The organism is Alteromonas gracilis (genome assembly GCF_036870955.2).
GTDB classification, from domain to species: Bacteria; Pseudomonadota; Gammaproteobacteria; order Enterobacterales; family Alteromonadaceae; genus Alteromonas; species Alteromonas gracilis_A.
Map to the genome: position 1 here is coordinate 549,809 of NZ_CP145482.2, position 19,833 is coordinate 569,641.

25 protein-coding genes and 1 pseudogene are annotated in these 19,833 nt (G+C 44.2%); 8 read left to right on the forward strand and 18 right to left on the reverse strand.

The window, feature by feature from the left end:
- Window positions 1-45 precede the first annotated feature (45 nt).
- Window positions 46-291: a hypothetical protein gene (locus V6N89_RS02690; protein ID WP_338520030.1), complete on the reverse strand. Its 246-nt coding sequence runs from the start codon at window positions 289-291 to the stop codon at window positions 46-48.
- Between the two features lie 133 nt (window positions 292-424).
- A complete protein-coding gene (locus tag V6N89_RS02695; protein WP_338520031.1) occupies window positions 425-778 on the reverse strand; it encodes a hypothetical protein in 354 nt (117 codons plus the stop codon).
- Window positions 779-864: 86 nt separating this feature from the next.
- On the opposite strand from V6N89_RS02695, the gene V6N89_RS02700 reads away from it, so the two are divergent.
- From V6N89_RS02700 to V6N89_RS02710, 3 genes are all read left to right on the forward strand, one after another.
- Entirely contained in the window at window positions 865-1,032 is a 168-nt protein-coding gene (locus tag V6N89_RS02700) for a hypothetical protein (protein ID WP_346993367.1), read from the forward strand.
- 154 nt (window positions 1,033-1,186) lie between these two features.
- Complete coding sequence (locus V6N89_RS02705; RefSeq protein WP_338520202.1) at window positions 1,187-1,408, forward strand: TA system antitoxin ParD family protein; 222 nt, start codon at window positions 1,187-1,189, stop codon at window positions 1,406-1,408.
- Window positions 1,401-1,691 carry a type II toxin-antitoxin system RelE/ParE family toxin gene (locus V6N89_RS02710; RefSeq protein WP_338520032.1) on the forward strand — a complete coding sequence of 97 codons (291 nt, stop codon included), beginning with the start codon at window positions 1,401-1,403 and terminating at the stop codon, window positions 1,689-1,691. The genes V6N89_RS02705 and V6N89_RS02710 overlap by 8 nt, the downstream gene beginning before the upstream one ends.
- Window positions 1,692-1,801: 110 nt before the next feature.
- On the opposite strand, the gene V6N89_RS02715 is transcribed toward V6N89_RS02710, so the two are convergent.
- The 13 genes and pseudogenes from V6N89_RS02715 to V6N89_RS02770 form a co-directional block, all read right to left on the reverse strand.
- Window positions 1,802-2,065 carry a type II toxin-antitoxin system RelE family toxin gene (locus V6N89_RS02715; RefSeq protein ID WP_338520034.1) on the reverse strand — a complete coding sequence of 88 codons (264 nt, stop codon included), beginning with the start codon at window positions 2,063-2,065 and terminating at the stop codon, window positions 1,802-1,804.
- Window positions 2,052-2,285: a ribbon-helix-helix domain-containing protein gene (locus V6N89_RS02720; RefSeq protein WP_338520036.1), complete on the reverse strand. Its 234-nt coding sequence runs from the start codon at window positions 2,283-2,285 to the stop codon at window positions 2,052-2,054. The genes V6N89_RS02715 and V6N89_RS02720 overlap by 14 nt, the downstream gene beginning before the upstream one ends.
- A 140-nt stretch (window positions 2,286-2,425) precedes the next feature.
- Window positions 2,426-2,785: a hypothetical protein gene (locus tag V6N89_RS02725; protein ID WP_338520037.1), complete on the reverse strand. Its 360-nt coding sequence runs from the start codon at window positions 2,783-2,785 to the stop codon at window positions 2,426-2,428.
- Between the two features lie 464 nt (window positions 2,786-3,249).
- On the reverse strand, window positions 3,250-3,543 hold the full coding sequence (locus V6N89_RS02730) for a HigA family addiction module antitoxin (RefSeq protein WP_032095616.1): 294 nt from the start codon (window positions 3,541-3,543) through the stop codon (window positions 3,250-3,252).
- Window positions 3,543-3,749 (reverse strand): annotated as a pseudogene (locus V6N89_RS02735) (type II toxin-antitoxin system RelE/ParE family toxin); the annotation flags it as partial. The pseudogene V6N89_RS02735 and the gene V6N89_RS02730, both read right to left, overlap by 1 nt.
- Window positions 3,750-3,757: 8 nt before the next feature.
- Entirely contained in the window at window positions 3,758-4,117 is a 360-nt protein-coding gene (locus tag V6N89_RS02740) for a cupin domain-containing protein (protein WP_338520041.1), read from the reverse strand.
- A 164-nt stretch (window positions 4,118-4,281) separates the two neighbouring features.
- Window positions 4,282-4,569, reverse strand: a complete 288-nt coding sequence (locus V6N89_RS02745) for a hypothetical protein (RefSeq protein ID WP_338520042.1) — start codon at window positions 4,567-4,569, stop codon at window positions 4,282-4,284.
- A 125-nt stretch (window positions 4,570-4,694) separates the two neighbouring features.
- Window positions 4,695-5,033, reverse strand: coding sequence for a hypothetical protein (locus V6N89_RS02750; RefSeq protein WP_338517378.1), 339 nt, complete (start codon window positions 5,031-5,033; stop codon window positions 4,695-4,697).
- A gap of 111 nt (window positions 5,034-5,144) precedes the next feature.
- A complete protein-coding gene (locus V6N89_RS02755; RefSeq protein WP_279322039.1) occupies window positions 5,145-5,891 on the reverse strand; it encodes an AAA family ATPase in 747 nt (248 codons plus the stop codon).
- A 613-nt stretch (window positions 5,892-6,504) separates the two neighbouring features.
- Window positions 6,505-6,885, reverse strand: a complete 381-nt coding sequence (locus tag V6N89_RS02760) for a hypothetical protein (RefSeq protein WP_338520045.1) — start codon at window positions 6,883-6,885, stop codon at window positions 6,505-6,507.
- A gap of 152 nt (window positions 6,886-7,037) precedes the next feature.
- Window positions 7,038-7,358, reverse strand: a complete 321-nt coding sequence (locus V6N89_RS21665) for a helix-turn-helix domain-containing protein (protein WP_431189760.1) — start codon at window positions 7,356-7,358, stop codon at window positions 7,038-7,040.
- 137 nt (window positions 7,359-7,495) lie between these two features.
- The gene (locus tag V6N89_RS02765) at window positions 7,496-7,783 is read right to left on the reverse strand and encodes a hypothetical protein (RefSeq protein ID WP_338520047.1); all 288 of its coding nucleotides are present in this window, start codon (window positions 7,781-7,783) and stop codon (window positions 7,496-7,498) included.
- 114 nt (window positions 7,784-7,897) lie between these two features.
- Complete coding sequence (locus V6N89_RS02770) at window positions 7,898-8,725, reverse strand: hypothetical protein (RefSeq protein ID WP_105930150.1); 828 nt, start codon at window positions 8,723-8,725, stop codon at window positions 7,898-7,900.
- A 258-nt stretch (window positions 8,726-8,983) separates the two neighbouring features.
- Between V6N89_RS02770 and V6N89_RS02775 the strand changes: the two genes are divergently transcribed.
- On the forward strand, window positions 8,984-9,952 hold the full coding sequence (locus tag V6N89_RS02775) for an integron integrase (protein WP_338520048.1): 969 nt from the start codon (window positions 8,984-8,986) through the stop codon (window positions 9,950-9,952).
- A gap of 108 nt (window positions 9,953-10,060) precedes the next feature.
- Here V6N89_RS02775 and fadA read toward each other — a convergent pair whose 3' ends face one another.
- Window positions 10,061-11,224: an acetyl-CoA C-acyltransferase FadA gene (gene fadA, locus V6N89_RS02780; protein ID WP_024015658.1), complete on the reverse strand. Its 1,164-nt coding sequence runs from the start codon at window positions 11,222-11,224 to the stop codon at window positions 10,061-10,063.
- A gap of 18 nt (window positions 11,225-11,242) precedes the next feature.
- Window positions 11,243-13,393: a fatty acid oxidation complex subunit alpha FadB gene (gene fadB, locus V6N89_RS02785; protein ID WP_346993368.1), complete on the reverse strand. Its 2,151-nt coding sequence runs from the start codon at window positions 13,391-13,393 to the stop codon at window positions 11,243-11,245.
- Window positions 13,394-13,854: 461 nt separating this feature from the next.
- On the opposite strand from fadB, the gene V6N89_RS02790 reads away from it, so the two are divergent.
- From V6N89_RS02790 to V6N89_RS02805, 4 genes are all read left to right on the forward strand, one after another.
- On the forward strand, window positions 13,855-14,310 hold the full coding sequence (locus V6N89_RS02790) for a hypothetical protein (protein WP_338520051.1): 456 nt from the start codon (window positions 13,855-13,857) through the stop codon (window positions 14,308-14,310).
- A gap of 20 nt (window positions 14,311-14,330) precedes the next feature.
- Window positions 14,331-16,013, forward strand: coding sequence for a transglycosylase SLT domain-containing protein (locus V6N89_RS02795; protein WP_346993369.1), 1,683 nt, complete (start codon window positions 14,331-14,333; stop codon window positions 16,011-16,013).
- A 143-nt stretch (window positions 16,014-16,156) separates the two neighbouring features.
- Entirely contained in the window at window positions 16,157-17,476 is a 1,320-nt protein-coding gene (gene pepQ / locus V6N89_RS02800; RefSeq protein ID WP_338520055.1) for a Xaa-Pro dipeptidase, read from the forward strand.
- A 105-nt stretch (window positions 17,477-17,581) separates the two neighbouring features.
- The gene (locus V6N89_RS02805) at window positions 17,582-18,298 is read left to right on the forward strand and encodes a ZIP family metal transporter (protein WP_338520057.1); all 717 of its coding nucleotides are present in this window, start codon (window positions 17,582-17,584) and stop codon (window positions 18,296-18,298) included.
- Between the two features lie 45 nt (window positions 18,299-18,343).
- Here V6N89_RS02805 and ispB read toward each other — a convergent pair whose 3' ends face one another.
- Window positions 18,344-19,318 carry an octaprenyl diphosphate synthase gene (gene ispB, locus V6N89_RS02810; RefSeq protein ID WP_338520059.1) on the reverse strand — a complete coding sequence of 325 codons (975 nt, stop codon included), beginning with the start codon at window positions 19,316-19,318 and terminating at the stop codon, window positions 18,344-18,346.
- Window positions 19,319-19,833 lie beyond the last annotated feature (515 nt).

Sequence of the window (19,833 nt, forward strand, 5' to 3'; positions counted from 1 at the left end):
TTATCGCAAAGCTGCCGCATAGTTGCGTCACTGTGAGCACCGTGCTTAATATCTCCTAAGGCTAGAATGGTGAATAACCCAATAGGTTAGGGCAACGAACACACCACCCACGACTACAGCAAGAGACCAAATAATTGGACCCGCAAAAGTAAGTCCCTCGTCTTTTTTTAGATTTTGAGCATCTGCGAAAACTGCAGCGCTAAATGCAATATGAACAATAACTGTAATAATAGTTGGCAAGAAAGCCCATGTTCCGAGCATAGAAAAGATTGTTGTAGAGTGTATATCCATAAAATTTTCTTCCTTTTAAATTTATTGAATTTTGACAGGCACTGAACACCTTACTAAACGGTAGTAGCATGGCGGTGCAATCGCGGCGTGCTGTCCAGTGCACCGATAAGAGGCACACATGTCTAGCGACTTGTTATGCTTTCTGCGTAATGCCCAAAAACGACAGTTCTTTATTGAAGCAGAATATCTCTTCGATGTCTTGGTATGAAGCCTGAACCCAACACTCTGTGCGAAATTTTTCGTAGTGCGAACGGAACTCAGTCTCGATCAAAGATGATTCATCTTGCATGATAGATGAGAAATCTTCGGACTTTAGTACCATATACAAGTTGTTTTCGCCATCCATGAAGAACGAGTCCCAAAAATAACCTTTTTGCTGCATTTCCGAAAAAGGTTCGTTAGGTTTTTGCTTAATGTATTCAATAAGCTCCAATATTTTCTCTTTGGAGTTAGGCCGTAGTTTTACTTTTAATAATTTCGATTCCATTCTTTTCCTAAGTCCTTCACAGAAGACCCGTACAACGGGCAAAAGTATGTAGGCCAGATTACCAGGCGAGGCTTAGGGAGCCTACCATGGATGCTCGCTTACAATTTAAAGTAGACGAAGAAACTAAACGGCTAGCTCAGGTAATGGCTGAAAGCCAAGGGCGCACTTTATGTGACGCTTGTAGAGAGCTTACGGAAGAACCTGCTGAACAGCAACGCAAAATCATTACTCATGATCAGTGGCTTACTGAATAGGTGAATGCCGCGTTTAGTAAATTAGGAAGTGGGAAAAAAGTTCGCTGGACGATCGTGAGGCTATTTTACTGCGCTGTGGCAGCTAGTGCCCCGCATAACGGGTAAATATTCCTAGGCTAAAATACCGAGCAAAGCGAAGGGAGCCTACGTGTATTTGTCCCCCGCGAGCGTAAGACTAGACCAAGCTCTAGTTGAGAAAGCTACTATTATGGGCAAAGCACTAAACAGAACTATGCCAAAACAGATCGAGCATTGGGCAAAGATAGGTGAAATGATGGAAGATAATCCTGATTTACCATACGAGTTCGTGAAACAGGCAATTATTTCCAAAGCGGAAAAAGAGGCAGGAAAATTGGAGCCTTACGATTTTGGTTAAGATTACCAGTGTTTTACAGACAGCTAATATCAAGAGAGCAGTAAAGAAGTTACATCAGAATCAGAAAAAAGACTTGGATAAAGCGGTAAAGGAACAGATGGACGATCCTCTTTTAGGAGAACAGAAAAAAGGCGACCTAGCCTTTCTTCGTGTGCACAAGTTCAAGATGGTTAAGCAGTTAACCTTACTAGGTTACAGCTACGAGGATGGCACTGTAATACTTGAATTGATGGCTCTTGGTTCTACTGAAAACTTTTACCGCGATGCTAAAAAGTTATTCTGACCAATTGCGTATAACTTCCAAATATGGGGCGCAGACACGTGTGCAATAATGGCGAAGCCACCCCGCGTGTATGAATCCCAGAGAGCCACGCGAGCGAGTTTACTGAGTTGTTAGGTACGTTTATAAACATCGGAGCGATGCCCGACTTTTATCACCTGTACTATAAGCTCGGTTTCTCGGATTTCATAAATAATTCTATAAAGACCTTGCCGGATACGATACAAGTCGAGTCCGCTAAGCTTAATTGCCCCATCCCTTCGAGGGTTTTCAGCTAATAAGTCGATTTTGGCGAGGATCTTTTTAACGTCCGACTTGGGAATTGCCCTAAAATCTTTTGCTACTGATTTCTTGAAAGTGACGCTATATTTTTCCATCAGCTTCCAAACTGTTTAGCAAGTCCTCATAGGAAATTTCGGGCTCTTTGGCCCTTTGTCTTACCGCAGCCAAATCTTCTTGATCTTCTCTCATAAGGAGTCTTACTGCTTCATCAATCAGTTCTGATATTGAGGTATCTGATGATGCTGCCCGCAGTTTCAAAGCATTGTGAATTGCTGGTTCGAAGTAAACGGTTGAGCGTTTTGATAAAGTACTCATGAATAAGTCTCCACTCTAGTAACATTAAAACATTATAGCGTTAAAATGTCAGCGGGGCTAATTTTTGCTCAAGAGTTCTGCTTATAGGCACAATGACTCCCTGTGAAATGCTAGCCTCCGCATTTTCCTGGGTTAACTTTTCAGCCAGGGGAGCGAGTTAAGACCGATCGTTGAGATGCGCTTAAGCTCGTTAGGTCGCTAAAGTCTGAAGACCTGACTCCCATCACTGAACTTAGAAGTTCAACAGCAGTTTTTTCACTTAGCCCGATGAGACTACTACCAAACAGTTTGGCCTCTTTATTATGAACTTCTAGCCACCCAAGTCGATTGTCACTTTCTGGTTCAAATGACAACTCAATTTCCAGTTCGTTGTATTGAATACGCTTACAGCCACTATCGGTAAAGTAACTTTTATCTGGGCTCCCCAAAAGTTTTTGAGCTTCGTTTTCAGTGACACCGAATATAAGTGAGTCTATTCCTTTGCCAATGTATAGCTCCATCCATTTACCTCAAAGCACCTAACTAACACCCACATAAGGGGCAGTAACACGTGGGCTAAAATCCGAGCGAAGCGACAGAGCCCACGTGTTACTGTCCCAGCGAGCCTGCGAGCGACTTAATGTGATTGTTATACACCACCCATTTTTTAGTAAAAAGTAAGTCAAAGTTCAGCGCTTTTTTATAACAGCTTTGGGGGTTCGTTTTAGTTTTCGGTCAGCATCGAAGTCAACTTGAAAGCCCTACTTTTCAACTCCAGCTGCCCTCTTCTATAGCAAAAAGTAAAAGTTAAAATCGCTGGTTGTTTTGTTCGGTACTTTTACTCTGTTTTCTCTCAACATGCTGGCAGTTTAGAAACGGTTTGTGTATAACAAAAAAATTAAGTCGCCTGCTAGCGCAGGCTGGGAGGCATACACGTGGGCTGCTTCGCATTATAGCCCACGCGTCTGCGCCCCTTATTTAAAAGTTAGGCGGCATGCAGATCTATTGGCTGCACGTTATCCAAGTTGATGTTTTGCTTTGCCTGCCAAAGTTCATAGTTGTCTTGCATACTAAGCCAACTTTCAGGGCTACGACCTAATACCTTTGACAGCCTTAATGCCATTTCTGGCGTTACTGCACTTTTTCCCTTAACGACACGATTTAGTGTTGAAGCGGCAACACCAAGATGGGTCGCAAGTGTTCTACAACTTATGCCGTGTGGTTCCATGTAGATGGACTCAATAAATTCACCGGGATGTGGTGGGTTGTGCATATTCATTAGTGATAATCCTCGTAATTTAAGATGTAAGCATTACCATCCGTGAACTCGAAAGTTACTCTCCAGTTGCCGTTGACTGATATCGACCAAATATTTGACCTTTCTCCTTTTAGTTGGTGAAGAGAAAACCCGGGCAAATTAATGTCATCAATATCTTGTGCGGTATGGATAGCAGCTAACTGCATGCGAATCACTCTTAAATGCTTTGTTAGCTTTATATCCACACATCGTTACTAGCTGTTAAATTACCGCCTGACTCACCCGTATTTACGACTCCTTTAGGCTCAACTAACATTACTTTGCACTCATTATCTGCAAAAGGTTTGTGCTCAACACCCTTTGGCACAACCATCATTTCACCTTCAGATAAGTGAATAGTTTTATCTCTAAACTCAATACCCATTTCGCCTTGGACTACAAAAAATACTTCATCAGTATCTTTATGCTCATGCCAAGTGAACTCTCCCTTGAACCTTGCTAGCTTGAATTGATAATCATTCATTTCAGCAATCACTTTTGGTGTCCAACATTCAGAAAATTTGGAGAATTTTTCTAGTACATTAATCTTGCTCATTGTCCTATTTCCTTCGTTTAAAGCTAACACTAAGGTAAGGGGCGTAAATGCAATGCGAAAATGGCGAAGCCGCATTGCGTTTGCGTCCCAGCGGTTGCCGAAGGCAACTGCGACTTGATCGTCTTGTTATAAGCCATTCTTAATACATCACTAGTTTAGTGAAATTAATCTCCACTGCCACCACCTGAATCTGCCCCCTCGCTGCCTGAATACAAATTACCACTACCAGAATGGTCTTTTACTGGGTTGCCCCTATTTGATTTTGGATTTATTGAATGAAGTATTAGTACAGTGCCAAGAGGCCCAATTATTGGTACAAACCAATTAACGAGTAAAGTCACAACTTGAGACCTTTTCTTAATAAAGAGTGTGTTGTTAATGGCTAATGTATTGAAGAATGCCCAAGCCAAATGAACACAACAAATCCCTGCCAATAAATAAACCAAATCCATAAATTTTCCTGTGGCTTATAACGCCCAACTAAGGGGCGATAAGACATGGGCTAAAATTAGGAACGAAGTGACGCAGCCCATGTGTTAGCGTCCCAGCGAGCAGCGCGAGCGCCTTTAGTTTTTTGTTAGGTGTAATTGCCAATAAAAGGACCGTACAATTTAAAACTGCCATCTAAGCCATTATGAACCAGTATATAATTTGATGACTCACCTTTAGGACTAAATAGAGTAAAAGCTAAACTATCTGAAACCAATTCACTTCTTAGTTCACACATTTCATTAATACCTAACGTACCTCTTTTAAATTCTCTGTTTGAAATGTTTTTTTGACTTAAATTACCGTTTTGAAGCTGCCGCTTTATATATTCAACTTCTAAATCTTCGCAGCTGCGCGCTTTCACTGCATGAGCATTAAAACTGCAGAACGTAGCCATAACAACGACAAAAGTAAAAATTTTCATCATTACACCTAACACCCACATAAGGGGCAGTAATGCGTGGGCTATAATAGGAGCGAAGCGACAGAGCCCACGTGTTACTGTCCCAGCGAGCCTGCGAGCGGCTTAATGTGTTTGTTAGGTGTCATCATGCTTAAAAAGTTCTCTGAGCATTGGATTTGGGTTATTCAAAAAAGCTTTCGTAATTTCGTAGTGCTCGGTCTCGACGTAATTAACCTTGTGTATACCATTACGATCTATTTGGTAAATCAATGCATTGGGATATGCCATCAATATTGGAGAATGCGTCGCTATTATAAATTGAGAGTTTTGACCGATTAGTTGAAACATTCTGCTTAGAACAGAAAGCTGCCTTGAAGGTGATAAAGCAGCCTCTGGTTCATCAAGCAAATAGAGCCCATTGCCACCAAATCTATTCATCATGAGTGACAGAAACGATTCTCCATGTGATTGAGCATGTAATGACTTCCCCCCATATGAACTATTAATCAGAGTGCCGTCATCAATATCTTCTATATTACTTGCTACATTATAGAAACTCTCTGCTCTCAGAAAAAATCCGTCCTTAAACTGCTTAAAGGATTTTGATAATTTGAGGTGACGGTGCAACTCCGAATGAGTGGTGCGCGTTGAAAAATTGAAGTTTCTTGTTCCCCCTTCAGCGTTGAATCCGAGTGAGACAGCAATAGCTTCTAATAAAGTGGATTTGCCACTGCCATTTTCGCCGACAAAAATCGTGACATTTTTTCCAAAGTGTAATGAAGACAATTCCCTCACTGCAGGAATGCTGAAAGGGTAACGTTCGAAAGATTGAATCTTATCTTTCTTTAGTGAAATACTCTGTAAATACGGTAATGCTTCCAATTACGCTGACACCTAACTTTTCAATAACGGGCGCAGGCACGTAGGGCATAATGGCGAAGCCGCCCTGCGTGTATGCGTCCCAGCGAACGAAGTGAGTGAGTTTATTGAGTTGTTATATGCGTTGTTCATTTAAACCACTCGTCTTTGTGGGAGTTGATGGTGATTTCGTCAACCTCCGGAAGCTCGCTTAACTTTAAGCCACATGAGTTACACGAGACAGCCCACATTCCTGATTTTGAATAAAAACTACCGTTGAATATGATGTTTAACAAGGAATAAAAGCGCTTATTGCAACGTGGGCAGGTTGATAACGACAATCGAAGTAATAAAAAGAGAAAAAGATAGATGAATAGTGGGGCAATAGAACCCAACGGCGGAAACAAGAAGCCAAGAAAGATCCCTATTGATACTAAATAAAAGCATGGCCAACGAGCAGCATGAACGTTGTCAGAACGAAGTTTAATTTTTCTTAGGCCAGCAAAATATTCTTCCATGAGTTAAATACCAATTAGCATATAACTTTTAAATAAGGGGCGCATACATGTGGGCTATAATGCGAAGCAGCCCACGTGTATGCGTCCCAGCGAACGAAGTGAGTGACTTAATTTTTTTGTTATGCGTCATTGCTACCCCAGCCGATTTTGATGTCTGGAATTTTAGTGGTGATTAAGTTGGAGAGCTCGATTACTAATCCGCTGTCTAAGTCTGGATTTGCAGCAATATATAGCGTTCTAGCCTCACATTGGTCTAGCCCTTTACCTAAGCGAAAAACGAATTCACTTAGTAAAATGTCTTCGCCGTTTAAGTTAACTACTGTGCTAGATTTTAAAGTTATCGCATGGTGACCACATGTGGCTAACCCACAGATAACCCGGTCATGATTAACTGTGTTAACTGTGAGCGCTTGTTCTTTTGGCATGAAAGAAAGGTACGCAAAACACATTAATAAACCCAGAAGGGTGGCTATAAATCCATATTGAGCATGGTTACTCATAAAGGTGTCCTTGACGCATAACACCCGCATAACGGGCAAAAATACGTAGGCTACAATACCAAGCGAAGCGCAGGGAGCCTACGTGTTTTTGTCCTTAGCGAGCGCAGCGAGTGTTAATGCGTTTGTTATACATTACTGACTAACTAAAAAAATCATTCTCCCAGCACTTTTAAGATCTTAAGTGCTAGGGTTTTATTGGAAGTAAATAGCTGTCTGTAAGTCGAAACTAATTTTAGTTCATCGTTTGTTAGCGAAATTTCCGCTCGAAAATTGGATTCTTCGACGCCAGATTCTAACCAAAATGGGTCAACATTGAGAGACCTTGCTATTGATAGAAGATATGACGTATTTTGGGTTTCGCCATTCTCAATACTAGCGAGCGCCTGTTGACTAGTGCCTATGAGTTCAGCGAGTTGAACCTGGGTTAACTGACATCGTTTCCTGACTTCCCGAATCCTTTCTCCAATAGACATCCATATTCTCCAAAAATGTATAACGCTAAGCTAACGGGCAGTGACGTAGCGGTATAATCGCGAAGCGCCGCTGCGTTGCTGTCCCAGTGAACGGAGTGAACGTGTTTAGCGCTTTGTTAGGCATTTCCACCATAAGGTTAAGAGAACCTCATAAACAAATTGCTTAAGACTTTATCTCCTGCGCCACAGGTTGAAAGTAAATAGTTGCCTGACCAATTATCCCAACCAGCCTCAATAGAAACTTTGCCATTGACGAAAGAAGGTAAAATTCCTTCATCTAAACCAGCAACTCGTTCCCCACATCTAGAAAATCCTAGGTGGATTTCTAAATGTTTTACGGCATCAGACCACAACTTAGAATCAAATTCTTCGAAGTTTATTACGACGTGATCATTTGCTGCTACTAACATTTTCGGTTGTTTCATAGATGCCTAACGCCCTGCTTAGGGGCGGAAACACATGGGCTAAAATTTAGGAGCGAAGCGACGCAGCCCATGTGTTTGCGTCCCAGCGAGCCTGCGAGCGACTACAGCAGTTTGTTAGCTTTCTGCCGATTCAACCTTATAAACTAAGTATCGTTTTAATACGCCTTTTGCTGAAGTTACCCGCTTCACGTTTAACTTAATTTTGCCGCCATTACCATTTTGCGCATGATGCATTGACCACGTGAGCAGTTGTTTTTGAGCAGAAGTAACTTCATCTTCTAGTTTAAAGGATACAGTGCGTTCCAGCTTATCATCATAAAACCTACCAAACGGGGATAATATATTGTAACGAGTTACATTGCCGACAATTCCGGTTTCCAAATTTGGATTTGTTCTAATAGAAACACTCTTGAGTGTCTGAGAATCGAGCCTAATTACATTGCCGACCTGTTGCCTCTTTATGACTATCGCCATATCTTCACATTGCTTAATTGGTTTATGTGCCTGCTCTAAAGGTATTTCTAAGGCTTCTTCCATTTCGCCTATAAATGGTTCAATCCGTTCATCGAGTCTCTTAACATGAGGAGTTTCAGGGGAGTAATCTAGTTCTAACGTTTTAGACCATGTCCACTTGAGTAGGTCATAGAATACGTTTGCGACGATGCTAGTGCCGATAGAGGTAGCAATTGGATGCTCAACCGCAATAGCTATCAGTTCCTCAAAGCTACCTTTTCGTGATGGATGAATATAAATTTTTGCACCACTAACCTTGTTACCGTGCTTTTTTACCTCTCCTTCGTTCAGCAAAGCATGTGTTGTGATTGACAGAGCTTTTGCAAAACCTTGGAGTGATACAGAAGCATCGTACATATCTAATCTGCCATCGTTAGCATCACCATGGTGGTACGAGATTTTGAACTTTATTATCTTAGGGGAAGCCATGATTACTCCTTGTGGCAAATATTCCTATTTGAAAGCTAACAATTTAGTGTACGGAAAAAATCCTTTTTGCAACGCGGACTATTTCCATATATCACTCAAATAATTGTTTCACTTTCTCACGTAACTTCCTGCATATCAATATTCTGTACTTTGTATCTGAAAACACTGAACTTAAGTACGGAATATTTCTTTTTTATTTTACTGGGCATGAAAAAATTGAAATGCTGTTTATATATACAGCTAAATTGGTGTCGAAAAATGAAATCGATGTTTATGGAAATGGTAGTGCAGCAAATGAGGAATCGACGCTATGCTAAGCGCACTATTGAGCTTTACAGAGGGTGGATTGTTAGCTACATCCGCTTTCATAAAAATAAGCACCCTGCAGAGATGGGAGATAATGAAGTTGCGTCTTTTCTGTCCTACTTGGTTAACGAAAAAAACGTAGCGCCAGCTACGCAAGCTAGCGCGTTAAACGCGCTAGCTTTTCTTTATCGCGACGTTATAGAACGCCCACTTTCGCTCGAGCTCAATTTTGTTTCTAGTCGACGGCAAGCTAAGTTACCCGTAGTGCTTACTCAAGACGAAGTGGTCTCGCTCTTCGAACAATTACCCGCTCAATTGAAACTACCCATTTCTTTATTGTATGGCAGTGGACTTCGATTGATGGAGGCAGTAAGGCTGCGCGTTAAAGACATCGACTTTGACTACAACGCCATTCGGATATGGGATGGAAAAGGTGGAAAGAATCGCATTGTTACTTTAGCTGCAGAGCTTAAGCCGGGTCTTACTCGTCAAATAGCGCTAGTTGAAAACTACTTAGCCGCTGACTTAGAAAATCCGAAATACGCCGGGGCTTATTTACCTTATAGACTGCGCGTGAAATACCAAAATGCCCCTAGGGAGTTAGGCTGGCACTATTTGTTTCCGTCTCCTCGGCTTTCTGTTGACCCCGAAGACAAAAGTGTGAGACGGCACCATATTGATGAGTCGAGCATACAAAAAGCCATCCGGAACACAGCTAAAGAGTGTGATATTAAAAAGAAAGTCACGCCTCATACACTGCGCCATTCTTTTGCAACGCATTTGCTGCAAGCCGGGGCTGATATTAGAACAGTGCAAACCCAGTTAGGGCATTCAGACGTAAAAACTACGCAAATTTACACCCATGTACTTCAGCAAGGGGCGCAAGGTGTTGTTAGTCCGCTATCTCGAGTATTGAAGTAACGCTTGCCATTAAGCATTTAAAGAGATGCTGAAACAATCTTAAAGACAACAAAAAAGGGCCCGAAGGCCCTTTTCAAAACTTAGCTTTTAAAGCACTAGTTCAAACGCTTATACACGCTCGAATACGGTAGCAATACCTTGGCCTAAACCAATACACATTGTCGCTAAGCCTAGGCTTACGTCTTGTGATTCCATTAGGTTAATAAGCGTACCCGAGATACGTGAACCAGAACAACCTAGTGGGTGACCAAGTGCAATCGCACCACCGTTAAGGTTAATCTTAGTATCTAGGTGGTCCATCCAACCTAGCTGCTTAATGCACGATAGTGCTTGTGCCGCGAACGCTTCGTTAAACTCAGCAAGTTCAATATCGTCCATAGTAAGGCCTGCGCGCTTAAGGGCTTTTTGTGTTGCTGGCACTGGGCCGTAACCCATAATTGCCGCATCACAACCCGCCACTGCCATTGCGCGAATTTTCGCACGTGGCGTTAGGCCAAGCTCTTTCGCGCGGTCTGCAGACATAAGTAGCATACCTGATGCACCGTCAGACAGCGCAGAAGACGTACCCGCCGTAACCGTACCGTTTACTGGGTCAAACACAGGGCGAAGTGCCGCCATGCTCTCAGCCGTGCTTTCTGGGCGTACTACTTCATCGTAGTCAATTAGCTTTAATACGCCGTTTGCATCGTGACCTTCAACAGGCACAATCTCGTTAGCCCAGCGGCCTTCAAGGTGTGCTTTGTGCGCTAGCTGGTGCGAACGTGCGCCAAATGCGTCTTGTTGCTCACGAGTAATACCGTTTTGACGGCCAAGTAGCTCGGCTGTCATACCCATCATACCCGACGCTTTCGCGGTGTACTTAGCAAGACCTGGGTGGAAGTCGATGTTGTAGTTCATCGGTACGTGACCCATGTGCTCAACACCACCAATCATGTAAATGTCACCACGACCGCTCATGATGCCGCTCGTTGCATCGTGAAGGGCTTGCATTGATGAACCACATAAACGGTTTACCGTTACCGCGCCTGTTGTGCGTGGAATTTGTGTTAGTAGTTGCGCGTTACGTGCAACGTTGAAGCCTTGTTCTTTAGTTTGCTGAACACAGCCCCAAATAATGTCTTCAATTTCCGCTGGGTTTACGCCAGGGTTACGCTCTAGTAGCGCGGTCATTAGTGCTGCAGATAGGTCTTCTGCGCGCACATTTCTGAAAACACCGTTTTTTGAACGACCCATAGGGGTACGTACGCAATCGATTACGACCACTTCTTTCATTAGATTTTCCTCCGGGTCTTATGCGAAATAGGATTTACCAGCAGCGGCCATTTCACGAACGCCGTCTGAGATCTGATAAATTGGACCAAGTTCAGCGTACTTGTCTGCCATAGCAACAAAGTTCGCCAAGCCAATGGTTTCAATCCAACGGAAAATACCACCGCGGAATGGAGGGAAACCTAAGCCGTAAAGTAGCGCCATATCTGCTTCAGCTGCGCTATCTACAATGCCTTCTTCTAGGCAGCGAATTGCTTCGTTTGCCATAGGGATCATAAGGCGTGCAATAATGTCGTCCGCTTCAAAGTCTGTCTTGTCAGCTACGTGTGGCGCCATTAGTGCGTATGCTTCTTCAGCAGGTGTTTTAGACGGCTTACCGCGCTTATCAACACCGTAGTTGTAGAAACCTTTACCGTTCTTCTGACCTAAACGCTCTTCTTTGTAGAACAGTGTTACAGGGTCGTTGTCTAGGCGAGCCATACGCTCTGGAATACCTGCTGCCATCACGTCTGCTGCGTGATCGCCCGTGTCGATACCTACAACGTCCATTAGGTAAGCAGGTCCCATTGGCCAGCCGAAGATTTTTTCCATTACTTTATCAACGGCAACGAAGTCTGCGCCGTCGATAAGAAGCTTACTGAAGCCCGCAAAGTATGGGAACAATACGCGGTTTACCAAGAACCCTGGGCAGTCGTTAACCACAATTGGGGTTTTGCCCATTTTAAGGGTAGCAGCTACTACTGCATTGATGGTTTCTTCTGACGTTTTTTCGCCACGAATAATTTCAACAAGCGGCATGCGGTGCACTGGGTTGAAGAAGTGCATACCACAGAAGCGCTCTGGCTTGTCTAGGCTTTCAGCTAGCTGATTGATAGAGATAGTAGAAGTGTTTGAAGTGATGATAGCGTCGTCTGCTACATTGCCTTCTACTTCTTTAAGCACAATACCTTTTACTTTCGGGTTTTCTACAACCGCTTCAATCACAAGGTCTGCATCTTTAAGCGTGCTGTACTCAAGGGTAGGTGTAATTGCGTTAAGCGTTTGCGCCATTTTAGTCGCATCAACTTTACCGCGCTTCATACCTTTACCAAGAATTTTTGCTGCTTCTGAAAGGCCAAGGTCTAGTGCACCTTGGTTAATGTCTTTCATGACTACTGGTGTGCCTTTCACTGCGCTTTGGTATGCAATACCGCCACCCATGATGCCTGCACCAAGTACCGCGTTAAGTGTAGACTGCTTGGTGGCTGCTTTTGCTTGCTTCTTGCCTTTGCCTTTCACTAGCTGGTCGGCAAGGAAGATACCAATTTGTGCTTTCGCAGCGTCTGTTTTCGCTAGCGCTACAAAGCCTTCGTTTTCAAGCTTAAGTGCGCCGTCACGGTCTAGGCCAGCTGCTTTTTGTACTGTCTCAACCATTTTGTGCGGTGCTGGGTAATGTTTACCAGCTTGTGCAAATACCATGGCTTGAGCAGTAGAGAAGCTCATCATAGCTTCGTTTTTGTTTAGCTGTAGTGGAGCTTTCTTAACCGCACGACGTGCTTGCCAGTCAAGCTTACCGTCAGCTGCGTCTTTCACCATTGAAAGCGCACCTTCAACTAGTGCTTCTGGAGCAACAACTGCGTCAACCGCACCTTCAGCAAGGGCTTTCGCGCCTTTTCTGTCGCGGCCAGTGGTCATCCACTCAAGTGCATTGTCTGCACCAATTAGACGAGGTAGACGAACTGTACCACCAAAACCAGGCATAAGGCCTAGCTTAACTTCTGGCAAACCAATTGAAGCCGTGGTGTCTGCAATACGCATGTCACATGCCAATGCCATTTCACAGCCGCCACCTAGAGCGAAGCCGTTAACTGCAGCGATGGTAGGGAAAGGTAAGTCTTCGAAGCGGTCGAATACTTGTGAAGTATTGGCAACCCAATTTAGCACTTCTGCGTCGTCCATGGCGAATAGGCCAGTGAACTCGGTGATGTCAGCACCTACGATAAAAGCAGGTTTTGCGCTGCGTACTACTAAGCCTTTTACGTCGCCTTTAGCAAGTAGGGCTTGTGTTGCTTCGTCAAGCTCTGTCACCGTTTGGCGGTCGAACTTGTTTACTGAACCTTGGGCGTCGAATACCAGCTCAGCAAAGCCGTCATCTAACAGGCTGACGGAAAGACTTTTGCCTGTGTATATCATTATCATCTCCTTCGGCATTGGCCAGGATGTTAGTGAATTAAACCAACAAGTTTGTAGGGTCGTACTCAAAACACTAACGCGTTAGGGTGGCTAGATTCTTTACAAAGCCACACAAAATTTCAACGAAAAATTCAAACAGCTGTTTCAATTTGTCTTAAGGTAGTGGTCGGATGACTTAAATTCAAGAGCAAATAGTGAATATAAGCTTCATTTCGGTTTTGGTGATTGTATAATGAGCGTTATTGACGCAAAGCGCCAATCCAGCATAAAAATAATCAACAATCATTGTCGGCTATGTTTGTAAAGCATAGCTAACGGTAGCTGGCACAACATCTTTATTGGCAAGGAGCCACGTTGTGTTTTCCGTCGGTACATTGCACTACCTTCGGTAACAACCATTTATAACGACGCACGACGACCAAAAAACGTCGGGTTGGTAAGGTTAGGCTAGGAGTTTTATTGTGTCTGGTTTAGTTTCTTTTTGGCAACGGTGCACTGCTATATCAACTGCGTATAGCCTGTTACCTAAGTGCTCAGCACCGCCTTTCACGCTGTACTTTTATGAAGGTACGAGGCGCGGCACGCATTCGGCTGCTTTTCTTTTGTCGTGCATTTTGGTTGTTCTGGGCTTGGCTGTTTCTCCAAGTGCGAAAAGTGCAAACCACGCAAACCACGCAAACGCTGCACCGCTTCTTAACTTACCCGACGATATTTATCAGCAAGAGCGCGAACAATTTATTGCGCTCGAAAAGAAGTTACGTACATATTCTCGTCGTCGTATATCCGATTTGGACCGTGATATTCATAGCCTCGCTGAATACCCGCTATATCCTTATTTGCTGCGCCTTCAAATAGAGCGCTCGATGTCGCTTAAAAATAAGCGTCATGTGCGCCAGTTTTTACAAGACTATGCTTAAGCCAACCTGTTAGTTATGGTTTGCGCTATAAGTGGCTTAACTACCTTTCTCGCCATAATCATCAAAAGACGTTTTTAACCGATTACCGTGATGGCATGGGCGCCAAGCTTACATGTACTGCGCTTAATTACCGGCTTAAACAGGGCGAGCAAGCCAACATTGTATTAAAAGAAGTTGATGCGCTATGGCTGCATGGGCAGTCTCAACCCGATGAGTGCGACCCGCTTTTTGCCAAATGGAAGAAAGCGGGCATGATGACGTCAGAGCGAGTAATACAGCGCATAGAGATTGCGGCTAAAGAAGGTAACCGCAGTATTATTCATTATTTGAAGCGTCAGTTGCCAGCAGACAAACAATATATTGCTGATGCTTGGCTTGCGGTAACCCGCGATTCAAGCCGAGTGAGTCGCCAAAATCTTTTTCCATTCGAAAACCAATCACACGAGTCCGAGGTGATTGTATGGGCGTTAGAAAAGCTGGCGTGGAAAAAGCCTGAGCTTGCATCTGGTGTGTATACCCAATACCAAGATAAAGGGCTTTTCTCTAATGCGCAGCAGCATATTATTAAACGCGCTATTGCCCTTAGTTTTACCCTAGACCGCTTACCCCAAGCGTCGCAATGGCTTGAAAAAGCAGACATTGACGGCGCAAGTGATGACATAAAGCTATGGCATGTTTCTCATTTGTTGCGTACCCGAAATTGGCAAGGTGTTGTCGATGTTATTGACAACGCCCCGCTACATATTCAGCAAGAAGAAAACTATCGGTACTGGAAGGCGCGTGCGCTTGAAATGCTGGGGCAATCTATGCAGGCAACGGTTATTTATCAAGAACTTGCTGAAGAACGTCACTACTACGGTTTTATGGCCAGTGCACATATTGGTGAAATACCGTCGTTGTCGCATTCACCCGCGCCCAAAGATGCCGAGGCGATGGCTATTGTTGCCCGCACGCCCGCAACGCTTAGGGCTATTGAATTTTTTAGATTAGACAGAAATACCAGTGCGCGCCGCGAATGGTATTACTTGCTTTCTCATATTCCAGAGTCGCGCGTAACCGATGCAGGTATTTTGGCTTACGAATGGGGTCTTTACGACCAAGCCATCAATAGCTTTGCGCAAAGCGGCTATTGGGATGACGTTGAACGTAGGTTCCCGTTAGCGTTTGACGATGTGTTTAGCCAAAAAGCGCAAACTCACAATATTTCTAAATCTTTGGCTATGGCCATTGCCCGACGCGAGAGTTCGTTTCGCACCGACGCTATATCGTCAGTCGGCGCAACGGGGCTGATGCAGCTTATGCCTGGCACGGCGCGTTATGTGGCGCAAGAGAAAGTAACGCGCAACGCGTTGTTTAATGCCAACGACAATATCGAATACGGTATGCAGTACTTACGTTACTTGATGGATAAATTGAATAACAACCCGGTGTTGGTATCAGCGTCATACAACGCCGGGTGGCGAAAGGTGTTGGAATGGTTACCAGCTGATGAAGCGCTGCCTGTTGATATCTGGATAGAGAACATTCCTTACAAAGAGACCCGCGCCTACGTGAAGGCCGTAATGGCGTATCAGCATATTTACGATATGCAGCTAGGCAGCAATGAGAATATCTTTCCGCAGCTGACCCGCGATATGATCCCTTCAGCCGAGGCTGTCAGTACTCATCCTGTCACAGGTACATTGCAACTAGCCCCGAAGTAACCTGTGTCTAAGGGCTTTATCTGCGATAAGTTGACAGTTAAATACGGGGTGTTCGCACGTGTGACCATGCACGAGGCAATGGCCTCGTGATACACTGATATGAACAGGTAATCCATCTAACGACCATAAAGACAAGAGGGGCTATGTCGCAACATAAAGCAACCTATCAACAGCATATCGAAGAACTTCAAGCGCGCACCCGCGAAGCATTGCAGCGTGAGGGACTAGACGGGCTTGTTATTCATTCAGGCCAGGGTAAACGTTTGTTCTTAGACGATAACCATTATCCATTTAAGGTTAACCCTCAGTTTAAGGCGTGGGTGCCTGTTATTGATAATCCAAACTGCTGGCTGGTGGTAAATGGCGTTGATAAGCCCACACTAATTTTTTATCGTCCAGAGGATTTTTGGCACAAAGTGCCTCCAGAACCAAACGATTTTTGGACAGACAGCTTCGACATTAAATTGCTTCAACAAGCCGACGCGGTAGAGAAGTTCTTACCTTACGACAAGAAGCGTTTTGCTTACATTGGCGAATATATTGAAGTGGCTAAAGCGCTTGGTTTCGACAATATTAACCCTGACCGTGTTTTGCATTACTTGCACTATCAACGAGCGTACAAAACTGACTATGAGCTAGATTGTATGCGCGAAGCGAACAAGCTAGCAGTAGCAGGTCACAAAGCTGCAGAAGAGGCCTTTCGTGCGGGTAAAAGCGAGTTTGATATCAACCTTGCGTATGCAAAAGCGTGCCGTCAGGGCGACAACGATGTGCCTTACACCAGTATTGTCGCGTTAAACGAGCATTCTGCCATTTTGCATTACATGCAGTGCGATACGGTTGCGCCAAGTGAAAACCGTTCGTTCCTCATCGACGCAGGTGCCAACTATCACGGTTATGCGGCAGACATTACCCGCACCTACAGCCAAAACTCAACGCTGTTTAGCGACTTGATAAAAGCCGTTGATAAGGTCACGCTTACGCTGGCCGACAGCCTAAAACCTGGTGTAGCGTACTCAGATATTCACCTACTGGCCCATGATGGTATCGCGCAGATACTCCACGACACTGGGGTAGTAAACCTTACACCGCCTGAAATTGTAGAAATGGGTATCACGCGTACCTTCTTCCCACACGGTATTGGGCACTTTCTTGGGCTTCAAGTGCACGACGTCGGCGGTCTAGTGAACGATGACAGAGGGACGCCTAAGCCTGCACCTGAAGATCATCCGTTCCTGCGCTGTACTCGCATTGTAGAGCCACGCCAAGTATTTACTATCGAGCCGGGGCTTTACTTTATCGACAGCTTGCTACGAGATTTAAAAGCAACACCAGCGTCTAAGTTCATCAATTGGGATACAATAGATGCGTACAAACCATTTGGTGGTATTCGCATTGAAGATAATATTATCGTGCATCGCGATAAGAACGAGAACATGACAAGAGATCTCGACCTAAACTAAATTTTAGTAAAGAGTGTATATTTAAAAGAGCAGCATAGGCTGCTCTTTTTGTTGGGGCATCCGGCCTTAATGGAACCCAAATAACCGTTAGCAAAAGGATCAGGCATGGCGCAAGGTGATATTGTAGGGTTGCTCATCATCGCTACCGTAGCGGGCTTAGCAATGCCAGCTGGTGCCATTTTGGCTACCTACCAAGGTATTCAGCCTAAATGGATTGAAAAGGAATTGCGCCATGGCATTTTGGCTTTGGGCGCTGGCGCCCTGATTTCTGCCGTTGGTTTGGTTTTAGTGCCTGAAGGAGTTAAAGACGTATCAATAACCACAGCGCTGATTTGCTTTATTGCAGGGGCGCTATCGTTTATGGCGCTTGATATCTACTTAGCAAAGAAGAAAACGGCTGGTAGTCAGTTGGCAGCTATGCTTAGTGATTTCGTACCAGAGTCAATTGCACTGGGTACAACGGCAGCATTAGGCGGCGGTACAATGTTACTTGGTTTGCTCATAGCCGTTCAAAATTTGCCTGAAGGGTTTAATGCGTATCGCGAGATGACCCCAAAAAACAAACAGCGCAGTACAAAGCTCATCATACTTTTTGCGCTGATGGCATTGTTAGGGCCGCTGTTCAGTCTTATTGGATTTTATTTCCTGGCGCAGTTTCCAGTGATAACAAGTGCCATTATGCTTTTTGCTGCCGGAGGCATTTTGTATTCTGTGTTTCAAGACATCGCACCGCAAATTCGCATGGATAATCACTGGTTACCACCGTTGGGTGGTATTATCGGTTTCTTGGTGGGAATGCTGGGCTATATGCTTGAAGGGTAGGGCTGTGCTTCCCTACCGCATGCTACCAAGCTATTACTGAGGTATTTAGCTAGTGCGCTCAACTGAAATATGCGCAAGTGCTATCAAGGCGTCTTTGTAATCTGAATCGGGGATAATCGCCAAACTGTCTATCGCCATTTGAACTTCTTTATTCGCACACTCTCGCGTGTAATTTAAGGCTCCGGTTTCTTCCATAATGCCTTGTATACGCGTTAGGTGAGGTAGACCGTTACCTTGTTCAATGGCTTCTTGAATTAATGCACGATCTTCATCGTTTTTGGCATGCCACATAGCGTAAAGCAATGGCAGTGTCGGCTTACCTTCGGCAAGGTCATCACCCGCGTTTTTGCCCATTTCCTCACTGTCAGCCATGTAATCTAAAATATCGTCTGCTAACTGGAATGCAGTGCCTAAGTGCTTTCCGTACTCCTGCATGGCCACTTCAACGTCGTTGCTCTGGTCTGTAAGCACGGCTGAAAGCTGAGTTGCGGCTTCAAACAAACGAGCCGTTTTACCATAAATAACATCGAAGTAACGCGCTTCAGTGGTACTGGCGTCGTTGCAGTTCATCAGCTGTAACACTTCGCCTTCGGCAATCTGGTTAGTGGCTTCTGACAGTATTTCCATTACGCGCATGCGCTTTAGGCTTACCATCATCTGGAAAGAACGCGTATATAAGAAATCGCCCACTAAGACAGACGCTTGATTACCAAAAATGGCATTGGCAGTCTCTCGACCACGACGCATAGTCGACTCATCAACAACATCGTCATGCAGTAAGGTTGCGGTGTGAATAAATTCAACGATAGCAGCGAGGGTATGATGATCGTTATTGTCGATGCCCATAGCACGTGCACTTAGCACGGTAAGCAGTGGACGCAATCGTTTGCCACCACTATTTACTATGTAAAAACCTAGCTGATTAATCAGTGCAACTTCTGAGTCCACTTGTTGTTGAATCAGTTGGTTAACCGCCTGCATATCTTCATTCGACAGGGCGCGGATTTGATCTATATCCATAGGCATGGCAATAAAAACTTACTCTAACGTCTGGCAATAATTGGGGGCGATTGTACCTTAATCACCCATACTATCCACCAAATTGTCTTAAAAAATGGCGGCTTAACGAATTTAGCCGTCAAACGCACGCTCAAATCACGCAATTTAGCAATTGTGTGAATGGGATATTGGCGCAACGCATGGTTGATATTGCGATTTTTAGCAAAAAAGCACCAACGAATATTGTAATTATAGGCACTGGTTGAGGATTTTCACTCGAGATGCGTATTTGTCATATTTATTTAAACTATCGAAATTCAAGTTGCTGTTTACTATCGACTTCGCCACTACAAAACAAAGAGATAAAAAGAACAAGTTTGTGAGATCGACTTAAAGCGATCACAAGCGCGATCGCCTGATTAAAATGCGCGTAGAAATGGCGATCACATGAGGCGGGATCTGACAAATTGATCATCGAAAAACGATCGGTAAATCGTATTTTGTGTGAGTGTAGTCGATCCAATATCATCAATTTC